The organism is Streptomyces massasporeus (genome assembly GCF_014648995.1).
Lineage (GTDB): Bacteria > Actinomycetota > Actinomycetes > Streptomycetales > Streptomycetaceae > Streptomyces > Streptomyces massasporeus.
In genome coordinates, this window is record NZ_BMSE01000001.1 from 766,565 (window position 1) to 779,481 (window position 12,917).

The window sequence follows — 12,917 nt, forward strand, 5'->3', positions numbered from 1 at the left end:
CCCATCGACGCCCACGAGCCGTGGATGCGCGGCCTGCACGCCGACACGGGCTACCTGCTGTACCGCCTGGGCCTGCGCTCGGGACAGCTCTTCAACGCCTGCCTCCAGGAGTCGGGCCTGCGCCTGCGCCACTACGCGGTGCTGCGCTTCCTCGCCGGCACCGACGGCGCCCTGCAGCGCGAACTGAGCACGCGGCTCGGCTACGACCCGAGCGCGATCGTCGGCCTGGTCGACGACCTGGAGAAGCTGGGCTTCGCCGAGCGCCGCCCCTCCCCGGACGACCGTCGCAGCCGGATCGTCGTGCTGACCGACAGCGGCCGCGACTTCCTGCGCGACACCGACGAGGCCGGCCTGCGCGTGACCGGCGAACTGCTGGGCCCGCTGGACCCGGCCGAACGGGAGTCCCTGCACGCGCTGCTGCTGCGGATCGCGGAGGACGGCCTGAACTGATGTTGTGCAAATGATTGACGGCTGCACGATAGATGCATAACTTCACGGACCAACCGCGCCCCGTCCCCAGGGAGCCCACCGTGCAGCCATCCCCGTCCGTTCCCCAACCCTCCTCCGATTCACGGCAGTTGCGCCGCGTCGCCGTGTCCGGCCTGCTCGGCACGACTGTCGAGTTCTACGACTTCCTCGTCTACGGCACCGTCGCCGCACTCGTCTTCGGCGAACTGTTCTTCCCGCGGGCCGACCCGGCGGTCGGCACCATCGCCGCGTTCGGCACCTTCGCCGCCGGCTATCTCGCCCGGCCGCTCGGCGGCATCCTCTTCGGGCACTTCGGCGACCGGCTGGGCCGCAAGTCGATGCTGCTGCTGACCATGGTGCTGATGGGCTCCGGCAGCTTCCTCATCGGCCTGCTGCCGACCTACGACGCGATCGGCGTCTGGGCCCCGGTGCTGCTCGTCGCCCTGCGCGTGGTGCAGGGCATCGCCATCGGCGGCGAGTGGGGCGGCGCGATGCTGATGGTCGTCGAGCACGCCGAGCACGCGCGGGGCTCCCGGCGCGGCCTGTGGTCCAGCTTCACCCAGCTCGGCGCCCCGCTCGGCTCCGTGCTGTCGGCCGGTGTGGTCACCCTCGTCGCCACCCTGCCGGACGACGAGTTCCGCTCCTGGGGCTGGCGGGTGCCGTTCCTGCTCAGCATCGTGCTGCTCGGCGTCGGCCTGTTCGTGCGTCTGAAGGTCGCCGAGAGCCCGCTGTTCGCACAGGTGAAGCGGGAGCCGGTGGACCGGCCGCCGATCGTGGAGGTGCTGCGCCGCCCGAAGCCCGTGCTGCTGGCCGCCTGTGTCGGCATCGGCGCCTTCACCGCCCAGTCCCTGCTGACCAGCTTCATGATCTCCTACGCCGTCGACGAGGGGTACACCCGCCCACAGGTGCTGACCGCCGTCACCGTCGCCTCCTGCGTGGCCCTCGTCGTGCTGCCCAGCGCGTCCGCGCTGTCGGACCGCGTCGGCCGCAGGCCCGTCGTCCTCGCCGGAGCCGTCGGTTCGGCGGCGCTCGCCTTCCCGGTGCTGGCCCTGGTCGACTCCGGTTCCCCCGGCCTGCTGATCCTCGCCCTGGCGCTCGGCCACGGCGTCGCCCAGTCCACGATGTACGGGCCGCTGGGCGCCCTGCTCACCGAGATGTTCGGCACCCGTGTCCGCTACACCGGCGCCTCCCTCGGCTACCAGGGCGCGACCCTGATCGGCGCCGGCTTCTCCCCGCTGATCGCCGGCAGCCTCCTGGCCTCCTACGGCGGCGGCAGCACCCCGGTGTCACTGCTGCTGTGCGCGGGCGCCGCGATCACCGCGGTCACCGTGTGGCGGCTGCGCGAGACGCACACGGACGCCCTCGAATCGCCCGCCGCCACCCCCGCCCTGGAAGGAACCCCGCGTTGAGGATCCGCCTCGCTCTCCTGACCACCTGCCTCTCCGTGGCAACCGCGCTGCCCGCGCAGGCCGCCGACGCCACCGACGCCCACCTGGAGGGCGAACTCCCTTCCGGCGCCGCGTACGTGATGGACGTACCCGCGTCCTGGAACGGCACGGTGCTGCTGTACAGCCACGGCTACGCCCCGGCGGGCTCCCCCAAGCAGGCCCAGAACACGCCGAGTACGGCCGCCCGGGACAAGCTGCTGGCCGAGGGCTACGCCCTGATCGGCTCCTCCTACGCGACGAACGGCTGGGCGATCACCGAGGCGGTGCCCGACCAGCTGGCCACGCTGGACCTGTTCACCGAGAAGTTCGGATCGGCCCGGCGGACACTCGCCTGGGGCACCTCGTACGGCGGCTTCGTCACCACCATGCTCGCCGAGCGGCACGCCGACCGCTTCGACGGCTCGCTGTCGATGTGCGGGCTGGTGCAGGGCGGCGTCGCCAACTGGAACAGCACCCTGGACCCGGTGTTCGCGCTGCGTACGCTGCTCGCCCCGGACTCCGGCATCCGGCTCGCGGGGTTCGCGGACCAGGCCGAGGCGGTCGCCGCCGCGAAGAGCCTCACCACGAAGGTCGACGCCGCCCAGCAGACCCCCGTTGGCCGGGCCCGTATCGGCCTCGCAGCCGCCCTGCACAACATCCCCGGCTACAACGACGCCTCGCAGACGAAGCCGGGCCCCACCGACTGGGGGACCCAGCAGTCCAACCAGTTCGCCGCCGTCCGAGGTCTCATCCAGAGGCCCGCCTTCAGCTGGCGGCAGGAGGCCGAGAGCCGGGCGGGCGGCAACCCGTCCTGGAACACGGGCGTCGACTACGGGGCCATGCTCGCCCGGTCCCCGCTGTACAAAGAGGTGACGGAGCTCTACAAGGAGGCGGGCCTGTCCTTGCGTACCGACCTCTCGGCCCTGGGCCGGGCACCCCGGATCTCGGCGGACCCGTCGGCCGTGGGGTGGATGCGGAAGACCAGTGTGCCGTCGGGCCGGCTCACCGACCCCCAGCTGAACATCCACACGACGGGTGACGCGCTGATCCCGGTGCAGGCCGAGAGCGCCTACCGGCGGGCGGCCACGGCCGGGGGCTCCGCGGGGCTCCTGCGTCAGGCGTACGTCGACGGCCCCGGCCACTGCACCTTCACCGCCGGCGAGACGCTGGGCGCGCTGGACGCCCTGGAAGACCGCCTGGACACGGGCCACTGGGACGTGTCGGCCGGGGCGCTCAACTCCCGTGCGCAGCAGGAGGACCCGACGGCCGGGGCCCGCTACGTTCCCTACCGGCCTGCCGACTACCCCCGCCCCTACGATCTCGCTCACCCGGGAGACGCCCGGCCATGACCGCCTCCACCGCGCCCGATCGGCTGCTGTCCGTGCTCGCGGCCTTCGACCACGAGCATCCGGCGCTGTGCCTGACGGACATCAGCCGGCGGGCCGGGCTGAGCCTGACCACGGCGCACCGGCTGGTGGGCGCGCTCACCGAGTGGGGCGCCCTGGAGCGGGACGAGTCCGGCGTCTACCACGTCGGGCTGCGGCTGTGGGAACTCGCCGCCCTGGCCCCGCGCGGCCTCGCCCTGCGGCAGATCGCGCTGCCGTACCTGGAGGACCTGTACGAGGCGACACACGAGAACGTGCAGCTTGCCGTGCGCGACGGGCGGGACGTCGTCTACACCGAGTGGCTGTCGGGGCGGTCGGCGGTCGGTGTGCACATCCGCGTCGGCGCCCGCTGGCCGATGCACGCCACCGGGGTCGGACTCGCTCTGCTGGCCCACGGCGACCCGGTGTTCCAGAAGGAGTACTGCGAGGGCGACCTCGCGTCCTTCACCCCGTACACGATCACCGAACCGGAGCGGCTGCGGCGGGTGCTGGCCGAAGTGCGCAGGTCGGGAGTGGCGGTGAGCGACCGTCAGGTCACGGAGGACGCCCTGTCGGTGGCCGCGCCGGTTCGTGGCGCGGACGGCACGGTGACCGCCGCCGTGTCGATCGTGGTGCCCCACGCGGACGCCCAGGTCCCGGTGCTGGGCCCGGCGGTGCGGGTGGCGGCGCGCGGGATCTCGCGGGCGCTGGGCTGGCAGCCCTGACCGGTGCCGGGGCTCGGCGGACGCCGTGGGTTCAGGCCTCCCGGGCCGGGGTCATGGCCCAGCGGATGGTCCGGGTCAGGGCGCGGCCGGTGGGGCGTACGGCGAGGTCCTCGACGACCGGGACCCGGGGCAGCCACAGCATGCCGCGTGCCCAGAGCGGGAGCAGGGTCACGGCGTTCGCGGCCAGCCCGCCGTAGAAGGGCCGTACGGGCAGGGGCAGGGGAGGCTGGAACAGCAGGAAACGGGCGGCTGCCCGGGCCTCGGGCGTGGCCCGCAGTTCGGGCCGGTAGGCGGTCAGGCGCTCGGCCAGTTCGCCGCGGTCGCGCGGCGGGTCGAGCGCCCCCAGCGCCTCGGCGACGCGTGCGGTGTCGGCGACGTAGGCGTCGTAGCCGGCGGCGTCCAGGGGCCGGGACCCGTAGCGCTCGTGGGCGCGCAGGAAGCAGTCCGTCTCGGCGGCGTGCACCCAGCCGAGCAGACGCGGGTCGGCCGCGTGGTACGGCACGCCCTCGGCGGTCGTGCCGCGGATCCGTTGGTGGATGCCGCGCACGTGGTCGACCGCCTCCTGGGCGTCCGTGGCGGTGCCGTACGTCGTCACGGCCAGGAAAGTGCTGGTGCGCTGCAAGCGGCCCCACGGGTCGCCGCGGAAGCCGGAGTGCGAGGCGACCGCCGCCATCGCGACCGGATGCAGCGACTGCAGGAGCAGGGCGGTCAGCCCGCCGATGAACATCGAGGCGTCGCCGTGGACCGTGCGGATCGGCCGGTCCGGTGCGAACCAGCGCGGGCCGGGCGTGTGGTGGATACGGGCACGGGTCGCGGGTCCGCCGGGTCCCGCGACGCGGCGGAACAGGGCCTGGCCCAGCTGTTCACGGACTCCGGTCAGCACGGTCGGCCTCCCTTCTCCTGCTGACCAGTGTCCGGCATGCACCGCCCGTGCGGGCGTGACGGGCCGGAGTCGTCAGGAGCCCGGTCCGGCCGCCGCGCGGTCGGCCCGGCCCCCGGCGCCGAGCGGCCCCGTGTAACGGACCGGGCCCGAAGCCTCCAGGCGGGGCAGTGCGCGGCGCGCGACGCGCAGGACCACCGGGGGCATCGCCGGGCGGATCGGCTGGGCGAGGCGCAGCCACGCCGGTGCGTAGACGGCCGTACGACGACGCTCCATGCCTGTGACCAGGCGGGCGGCGACGACCTCCACGGGGTACACGCGGCGGGCCGGCGGAGGCATGTGCAGGCGCAGTTCGCGCAGGACGTCGTACCGGTCGGCGTCGCGGATCATGTCGGTGTCCGTCCAGTTGAGGTAGGCGATGCCCACCGCGACCCCGCGGTGTGCCACCTCCGCGCGCAGGGAGTGCGCGAAGGCCTCGACCCCCGCCTTGGAGGCGCAGTAGGCGCTCATCAGCGGGGCGGCGCCGATCGAGGCCAGGGAGGCGACCTGGAGGAAGTAGCCCGCCGTGGCGAGCAGGTCCGGCAGGAACGCCCGGGCGGTCTGGGCGCTGCCGGTGAGGTTGACGTCGATCACGCGGCGCCAGGCGGCCGGGTCCGTGGCGAGGAGTGCGCCGCCCTCGGCGATGCCGGCGTTCGCCACCACGGCCGAGGGCGGGCCGAGGCGGTCCCGCACGGTGTCCGCCGCCGCTTCCAGCGCGGAGAGGTCGGTGACGTCGGCCTCCAGGGCGAGGGCCGGGCCCGGCAGGGAGGCGGCGACCGCGTCCAGGGCGGTCTTCTCGTGACCGACGAGCGCGACCCGGGCGCCGCGCCGGGCGACCTCGCGGGCCACGGCCGCGCCCACGCCGCGGGCGGCTCCGGTGACGACGATCGTGCGCTCGGCGAGCGGACTGCTTGCCATGGGCTGCCCTTCCTTCCGGCGCCGGCCCTGCCCGGAGGGCCGGGTTCAGCGCCTGGCTCCGGTGCGGTCGCGGTGGGCGAGGAGCCGCTGGGCCCCGGCGAGGCCGGGAGGCCGGTTGCGGCGCAGGGCGGCCCGGGCGGCGTTGGCTCCGGGCGCGCCGTGCACCCCGCCGCCGGGATGGGCTCCGGCGGAGGCGAGGTACAGGCCCGGCACCGGGGTCTCCGGGCGGCCGGTTCCGGGCAGGGGGCGGAAGACGAGTTGCTGGTGCATCGCGGTGGTGCCGCCGTTGATGGCGCCGCCCGCGAGATTGCCGTCGAGCGCCTCCAGGGTCGGGGGCGCCAGGATGCGGCGGCCCCGGATCAGTGAGCGGAAGCCGGGTGCGAAGCGCTCCACCTGACGTTCGACGCGGTCGGCCATGAGTTCCTGGTCCTTGGTGTCCCAGCGGCCGGTGATGCCCTCGTCGGCGGCGTCGGCGCGGATCTCGTGCGGGATGTGGGTGTACGCCCAGGCCGATTCGGTGCCTTGGGGGGAGCGGGTGGCGTCGGAGGTGGTCATCTGGCCGAAGATCGTGAACGGCCGGTCCGGGACCTGCCGCATGGCGATCTGCGCGGTGAAGCGGGTCAGCTCGTCCATGCCGTCGGCGAGGTGCACGGTGCCGGCCCGGGACGCCTGCTCGGTCTGCCAGGGCACCGGCCCGTCGAGCGCCCAGTCGACCTTGAAGGTGGCGAAGTCCCACTGGAAGCGCCGCAGGTCGTCGAGGAGTTGCGCGGGCAGGTGAGCGGGGTCGACCAGCTCGCCGTACAGGGCGGGCACCGACACGTCCGCGAGCACCGCCCGGCGGGCCCGCACCGCGTCACCGCCCGCCGTGCGCACGCCGACGGCGCGCCCGCCGCGGACGACGACGTGCTCGACGCGCTGCCCGCATCGGACCCGTCCACCCCGGGTCTCCAGACGCCGGACCAGGGCCGAGGTCAGCGCGCCGGAGCCGCCGGCCGGGACCGGGAAGCCGTAGGTCTGGCCCAGCATGGCCATCAGCCAGCCGAAACCACCGCTGCCGGCCGACTCGGGGGCGAGGTCGGCGTGCAGGGCGTTGCCGGCCAGCAGCAGCCGGCCGCCCTGGCCGCTGAACTCCTCCTCCCCCAGGCGCCGCACCGGCAGCACCAGGGAGCGGGCCATGCGCAGTCCGCCGGCGGCCCGCAGCCGCAGTGCGAGCCGTGCCGTGGCGCGGATGGGCGGGAACGGGGTGAACAGGGCGTCCAGAAGGCCGGGGCGCAGGCTCTGCCACACCTGGTGCAGCCGCTGCCAGGCCGCTCCGTCGCCCGGCTCGAAGGTGTCGAGGGACGCGGCGGTGATGTCGATGTTCCGGTCCAGGACGGCGCAGCTGCCGTCGGTGAGGGGGTGGGCCAGCACGCTGGGCGCGTGGCTCCAGCGCAGTCCGTGCTCCTCGGGGTGCAGCGAGGCCAGGACGGGCGAGGCGGCCGCGAGGGGGTAGAAGGAGCTGAACAGGTCGTTGACGAAGGCGGGGTCGACGCCCCGGTCGTGGCGTACGGCGCCGCCCGGTTCGGGCTGTTCCTCCAGCACCTCGACGCTCCACCCGGCGTCGGCGAGGACGTTGGCGGCCACCAGGCCGTTGGGGCCCGCGCCGATCACCACGGCGTCAGGCATGGCCGGGCCCGCCCGCGTCGGACCTCGCGGTCACTTGTCCCAGGCCGCGGCGGGTGCCTCCCGGGACCCGTGCCTCGGCCTCGCACAGTCTGGCCAGCATGGCGCGGTGGCGCAGCTGGATCAGCGCCTCGAATCCGACGTTGTGCAGCCGGCCGCCCGCGCCCCGTAGGGGGTGCTCGTCCACGATCACCAGGCAGTGCTCGCCCCAGGGCCGCAGCTCGATCGCGATGCGTGCCGAGCCGAGCGCACCGGCGTGGGCCTCCAGCTCCAGCAGCCTGCCTTCCTCGCAGTGGCGGACGACCGTCTCGTTGTCGAGCCGCACGGGGCCGAGGCGGACCTCGTAGCCGATTGCCGCGCCGGTGCGCGGCCACTGTCCGCGCACCGGGTGGGACTCGGAGGTGCCCACGACCCACTCCGCGTAGCGGTGGCCGTCGGCGAGGACGTCCCACACGGCGCCCGGGCCGACTCGGATCAGGTGATGACGTACGGCCACGGTGCCTCCTGCTGCCTCGGGCGGTGGTCTGCGTCCACCCCGAGTGCCCCGGTAGCCCTGGTTCAACAGCGCGGTCCTGCGGCTCGCCGACTGTCGCGCCGCAGCGTGTGAGAGCGCTCTCACACGCGCGATGCAGGCCCACCAGGCCTGCCGCGCTCCCTGCGCGTGCTCACCCTTCGGCGCCGGCCAGTTCAAGCTGTGCACTCACCGACCGACCTCGCACCAATCCCGGCTTTACCTCTTGACGACCCGGGTCGCGGGGAGCACATTGACGGCACTTTGAGAGCGCTCTCACCCTCCCGCATCCGATCCGAGAGGCATCCCCACATGAGCGACACCACCGGCACCCGGCGCAGACGGCGCCCGCTGCGGCGGGCGTTCGTCGCCGTCGTCAGCACGCTCGGCCTCGCGGCCGCCGCCTCCGCGGTCGCCACCCCGTCCGCGACCGCCTCCGCGCCGACACCCCCGTCGGGCTGGACGCAGCTCTTCGTGGACGACTTCAACGGCGCCGCCGGCACCGGCGTCAACACCTCCGACTGGCAGTACGCGACCGGCAGGGGGTACCCGGGCGGTCCCACGGGCTGGGGCACCGGCGAGATCGAGACGATGACGAACAGCACGGACAACGTCGCGCTCGACGGCAACGGCAATCTCCGCATCACGCCCCGGCGGGACGCCGCCGGCAACTGGACCTCCGGCCGGATCGAGACCAACCGCACCGACTTCCAGCCCCCGGCCGGCGGCAAGCTCCGCGTCGAGTCGCGCATCCAGGTGCCGAACGTCACCGGCGCCGCCGCCAAGGGCTACTGGCCGGCGTTCTGGATGCTGGGCGCCCCGTACCGCGGCAACTACTGGAACTGGCCGGCGGTCGGCGAGCTGGACATCATGGAGAACACCCAGGGCATGAACACGGTGTTCGCGACGATGCACTGCGGCACCTCTCCGGGCGGTCCCTGCAACGAGACCAGCGGCATCGGCGGTTCGACCACCTGCCAGGGCACCTCCTGCCAGGCCGGCTTCCACACGTACCGGATGGAGTGGGACCGTTCGACGAGCGTCGAGGAGATCCGCTTCTACCTCGACGGCGTCAACTACCACACCGTGCGCGCCAACCAGGTCGACGCGACGACCTGGAAGAACGCCACCGACCACGGCTTCTTCGTCATCCTGAACGTCGCGATGGGCGGCGGCTTCCCCGACGCGTTCGGCGGCGGCCCGGACGCCGGGACGCAGCCGGGCCACGCGATGGTCGTCGACTACGTGCAGGTGCTGTCGTCCGGCGGCGGCACCACACCCCCGCCGACCGGGAACCGCGACGCCTACGCCGCCATCCAGGCCGAGTCCTACGACGGTCAGTCCGGCGTGATCACCGAGACGACGGCCGACTCCGGCGGCGGGCAGAACGTCGGCGCGCTCGCAAACGGCGACTGGCTGCACTTCAAGGGCGTGAACTTCGGCTCCACGGCGGCCCGGCAGTTCAGCGCCCGGGTCGCGAGCGGAGCGGCCGGCGGCGTCAGCGGGCTGGTCGAGGTGCGGCTGGACAGCCGGAGCAACGCACCTGTCGGCAGCTTCGCGGTGGGCAGCACCGGGGCCTGGCAGTCGTGGAAGACCGTCCCGGCGAACATCAGCGCCGTGACGGGCACGCACGACGTGTATCTGACCTTCACCAGCGGTCAGCCGGCGGACTTCGTGAACGTCAACTGGTTCACCTTCGGGCACTGACGGCTCTCGCGAAGGGGCTCCACGCGCGCGTGGAGCCCCTTTTCGCTGTGCCGGGCCGCCCTCGGCCGCGTCGCACCCGTCGCTCTCAGCGCAGTTCCGCCCGGAAGGCCGCCGGGGTCTGGTCGGTGTGCTGGTGGAAGAACTTGGAGAAGTTCGCGGCGTCGGGGAAGCCGACCGCCACGCCGACCCGGCCGATGGGCAGTTCGGTGTGGGCGAGGAGCCGCTTGGCCTCGAGGACCACGCGCTTGTCGATGAAGGCCTTGGGGGTCTCCCCGGTCGCGGCGCGCACCGCCCGGACCAGGGTGCGGCGGGAGTAGCCGAGCGCGTCGGCGTAGGCGCTGACGCTGTGGTTGGTGGCGAAGTCCCGCTCCACGGCGTCCCGGAAGAGGGTGAAGGTGGAGTCGGAGCGCTGCCGCAGGGCCTGCGCCGCACTCGCCGCCAGGTGGGCGAGCCGCAGCAGGAACGCCGTCAGGGTGTGACGCAGAACGGCGGTGTGCAGGCTCAGCGGGAGCGTGGCCGTGTCCTCGTACTCGCGCAGCAGCTGGGCGAGCGCGGCTTCCAGACCGGCGAGTTGGGCCGCGTCGGGGCGCAACAGGGGCGGCAGGTCGTAGCGGTAGAGGCCGGTGGCCTCCACGGTCGAGCGGGGCAGGAAGCCGGGCTGCATGGTCAGCACGGTTCCGCGGTACTCGCTGCTGCGCGAGAAGCGGTGGACCTGCCCCGGGCGGATCCACAGCAGGTCCCCGGCCGTGGCCTCGTACTCGGTGAAGTCGACCATGTGCCGGACCGGGCCCGCGCCGAACAGCATCACGACGTGGAAGTCGATGCGGTGCACGCGCTCCAGGGGCGCGTCGGCGTGCCAGGTGCGGCCGGTCCCCATCGGGCCGATCTGCATGCCGACGCCGCCGACGCTGAGCTCGACCGGGAAGGGGAACGTATCGATCCCATCGCCGCCTTGGACGCTTCTGTCCACAATGTCCACCAAGTACCCCTCGTCCCGCCCCGCTCGCGTGCCCTGCTGCCGGCGGGTGTCCCACTTTCACCACAGGCTGGCACACGCCGACCTTCCGCCGTAAAAGTCAGACTTTTAATTTTGAACACGTCAGACCAGCAACTTCGCTCCCATCGAGGACTTCTTGAAGATGAGCACGCAGACAGCGGACCGCTTCGCATGGACCGAACTCGACCGGCGTGCCGTCGACACCGCCCGTCTTCTGGCGGCGGATGCCGTCCAGCGGGTCGGCAACGGCCACCCCGGTACCGCGATGAGCCTGGCTCCGGCCGCCTACACGATCTTTCAGAAGGTGATGCGGCACGACCCCGCCGATCCCGAGTGGACCGGCCGTGACCGCTTCGTCCTGTCCCCCGGGCACACCTCGCTGACCCTCTACACGCAGCTCTACCTCGCGGGGTACGAGCTGGAGCTGGACGACCTGAAGGCGTTCCGCAGGCACGGCTCCAAGACGCCCGGCCACCCCGAGTACGGGCACACCGCGGGCGTGGAGACCACCACCGGCCCGCTGGGCCAGGGCGTCGCGAACGCCGTCGGCATGGCGATGGCCGCCCGGTACGAGCGCGGCCTGTTCGACCCGGACGCCCCCGAGGGCGACTCCCCCTTCGACCACACGATCTGGGCGATCGTCTCCGACGGCGACCTCCAGGAGGGCGTCTCGGCCGAGGCCTCCTCGCTCGCCGGCCACCAGAAGCTCGGCAACCTGGTCTTCCTCTACGACGACAACCACATCTCCATCGAGGGCGACACCGCGACCGCGTTCTCCGAGGACGTGCTGAAGCGCTACGAGGCCTACGGCTGGCACGTGCAGCGGATCGAGCCGCTGGAGGACGGCGACGTCGACCCGCACGCGCTGTACGCGGCGCTGAGGGCGGCTCAGGCCGAGACGGAGCGTCCGTCCATCATCGCGATGCGCACGATCATCGCCTGGCCCGCCCCGAACGCGCGCAACACCGAGGCCTCCCACGGCTCGGCGCTCGGCGAGGACGAGGTCGCGGCCACCAAGCGCCTCCTCGGATTCGACCCGGAGCGGTCCTTCGAGGTCGCCGACGAGGTGCTGGCCCACACCCGCCTGGCCCTGGACCGGGGCGCCGAAGCACGCACCGCCTGGGACAAGCGGATCGCCGCCTGGCGGTCCGACAACCCGGAGCGGGCGGCCACGTTCGACCGGGTCAGCAAGGGCGAGCTGCCCGAGGGCTGGGAGGATGCCCTGCCGGTGTTCGAGGCGGGCAAGGCGGTCGCGACCCGGGCCGCGTCCGGGAAGGTCCTCCAGGCGCTCGGCCCGGTCGTCCCCGAGCTGTGGGGCGGCTCCGCCGACCTGGCCGGCTCCAACAACACCACCATCGACAAGACCAGCTCGTTCCTCCCGGCGGGCAACCCGCTGCCGGAGGCCGACCCGTACGGCCGCACCGTGCACTTCGGCATCCGCGAGTTCTCCATGGCCGCGGAGATGAACGGCATCGCGCTGCACGGCAACACCCGGGTCTACGGCGGCACGTTCCTGGTCTTCTCCGACTACATGCGCAACGCCGTGCGGATGTCCGCACTGATGCAGCTGCCGGTGACGTACGTGTGGACGCACGACTCGATCGGCCTCGGCGAGGACGGCCCGACCCACCAGCCCGTGGAACACCTGGCCGCGCTGCGGGCCATCCCGGGCCTGAACGTCGTACGCCCCGCCGACGCAGGCGAGACCGCGGTCGTCTGGGCCGAGATCCTCAAGCGGCACGGCACCGCCCCGGCCCCGCACGGCCTCGCGCTCACCCGCCAGGGCGTGCCCACGTACGAGCCGGACCCGGACGCCGCGCGCGGCGGTTACGTGAGGTTCGAGGCCGAGGGCGGCACGCCCCAGGTGATCCTGATCGCCACCGGCTCCGAGGTGCACGTCGCCGCCGGGGCGCGCGAGCTGCTCCAGGGCGCCGGCGTGCCCACCCGCGTCGTGTCGATGCCGTCCGTGGAGTGGTTCGAGGAGCAGCCGCGCTCCTACCGCGACAGCGTGCTGCCGCCGTCCGTGAAGGCCCGGGTCGCCGTCGAGGCCGGGATCGGGCTGACCTGGCACCGGTTCGTCGGGGACGCGGGACGCATCGTCTCCCTGGAGCACTTCGGTGCCTCCGCCGACGCCAAGACCCTGTTCGCCGAGTACGGCTTCACCCCCGAGAACGTCGTCGCCGCCGCGCGGGAATCCCTCGCCGCCGCCCGTGGCTGAT

11 protein-coding genes are annotated in these 12,917 nt (G+C 73.3%); 6 read left to right on the forward strand and 5 right to left on the reverse strand.

The genetic code is table 11. From position 1 onward, the window contains the following. The first annotated feature begins 24 nt into the window (after positions 1-24). The 4 genes from IE153_RS03520 (at position 25) to IE153_RS03535 (ending at position 3,984) form a co-directional block, all read left to right on the forward strand. Positions 25-450, forward strand: coding sequence for a MarR family winged helix-turn-helix transcriptional regulator (locus tag IE153_RS03520; protein WP_308432133.1), 426 nt, complete (start codon positions 25-27; stop codon positions 448-450). An 80-nt stretch (positions 451-530) separates the two neighbouring features. Then, entirely contained in the window at positions 531-1,877 is a 1,347-nt protein-coding gene (locus tag IE153_RS03525; RefSeq protein ID WP_189588276.1) for an MFS transporter, read from the forward strand. Continuing rightward, entirely contained in the window at positions 1,874-3,244 is a 1,371-nt protein-coding gene (locus IE153_RS03530; RefSeq protein WP_229828684.1) for an alpha/beta hydrolase family protein, read from the forward strand. Before IE153_RS03525 ends, IE153_RS03530 begins: the two co-directional genes overlap by 4 nt. Beyond that, positions 3,241-3,984: an IclR family transcriptional regulator gene (locus IE153_RS03535; protein ID WP_189588278.1), complete on the forward strand. Its 744-nt coding sequence runs from the start codon at positions 3,241-3,243 to the stop codon at positions 3,982-3,984. Before IE153_RS03530 ends, IE153_RS03535 begins: the two co-directional genes overlap by 4 nt. A gap of 31 nt (positions 3,985-4,015) precedes the next feature. Here IE153_RS03535 and IE153_RS03540 read toward each other — a convergent pair whose 3' ends face one another. The 4 genes from IE153_RS03540 to IE153_RS03555 all read right to left on the reverse strand — a co-directional run bounded on the left by IE153_RS03540 (position 4,016) and on the right by IE153_RS03555 (position 7,979). Then, positions 4,016-4,867: an oxygenase MpaB family protein gene (locus IE153_RS03540; RefSeq protein ID WP_189588279.1), complete on the reverse strand. Its 852-nt coding sequence runs from the start codon at positions 4,865-4,867 to the stop codon at positions 4,016-4,018. 72 nt (positions 4,868-4,939) lie between these two features. After that, positions 4,940-5,821: an SDR family oxidoreductase gene (locus tag IE153_RS03545; RefSeq protein ID WP_189588280.1), complete on the reverse strand. Its 882-nt coding sequence runs from the start codon at positions 5,819-5,821 to the stop codon at positions 4,940-4,942. Between the two features lie 45 nt (positions 5,822-5,866). After that, positions 5,867-7,486, reverse strand: coding sequence for a phytoene desaturase family protein (locus IE153_RS03550; RefSeq protein WP_189588281.1), 1,620 nt, complete (start codon positions 7,484-7,486; stop codon positions 5,867-5,869). Next, positions 7,479-7,979, reverse strand: a complete 501-nt coding sequence (locus IE153_RS03555; protein ID WP_189588282.1) for an SRPBCC family protein — start codon at positions 7,977-7,979, stop codon at positions 7,479-7,481. Before IE153_RS03555 ends, IE153_RS03550 begins: the two co-directional genes overlap by 8 nt. Before the next feature lie 327 nt (positions 7,980-8,306). Between IE153_RS03555 and IE153_RS03560 the strand changes: the two genes are divergently transcribed. Continuing rightward, complete coding sequence (locus IE153_RS03560; protein WP_189588283.1) at positions 8,307-9,701, forward strand: glycoside hydrolase family 16 protein; 1,395 nt, start codon at positions 8,307-8,309, stop codon at positions 9,699-9,701. Positions 9,702-9,786: 85 nt separating this feature from the next. Here the strand turns inward: IE153_RS03560 and IE153_RS03565 are convergent, their stop codons facing one another. Beyond that, complete coding sequence (locus IE153_RS03565; protein ID WP_189588546.1) at positions 9,787-10,674, reverse strand: helix-turn-helix transcriptional regulator; 888 nt, start codon at positions 10,672-10,674, stop codon at positions 9,787-9,789. A 166-nt stretch (positions 10,675-10,840) separates the two neighbouring features. Here IE153_RS03565 and tkt point away from each other — a divergent pair, with 166 nt between their 5' ends. Continuing rightward, complete coding sequence (gene tkt, locus IE153_RS03570; protein ID WP_189588284.1) at positions 10,841-12,916, forward strand: transketolase; 2,076 nt, start codon at positions 10,841-10,843, stop codon at positions 12,914-12,916. Position 12,917: the final 1 nt, after the last annotated feature.

Bases quoted from the DNA above. Each gene is read 5' to 3' on its own strand.
- IE153_RS03560 (WP_189588283.1), top strand. From the start codon at position 8,307: ATGAGCGACACCACCGGCACCCGGCGCAGACGGCGCCCGCTGCGGCGG.
- IE153_RS03520 (WP_308432133.1), top strand. From the start codon at position 25: ATGCGCGGCCTGCACGCCGACACGGGCTACCTGCTGTACCGCCTGGGC.
- IE153_RS03550 (WP_189588281.1), bottom strand. From the start codon at position 7,486: ATGCCTGACGCCGTGGTGATCGGCGCGGGCCCCAACGGCCTGGTGGCC.
- tkt (WP_189588284.1), top strand. From the start codon at position 10,841: ATGAGCACGCAGACAGCGGACCGCTTCGCATGGACCGAACTCGACCGG.
- IE153_RS03545 (WP_189588280.1), bottom strand. From the start codon at position 5,821: ATGGCAAGCAGTCCGCTCGCCGAGCGCACGATCGTCGTCACCGGAGCC.
- IE153_RS03535 (WP_189588278.1), top strand. From the start codon at position 3,241: ATGACCGCCTCCACCGCGCCCGATCGGCTGCTGTCCGTGCTCGCGGCC.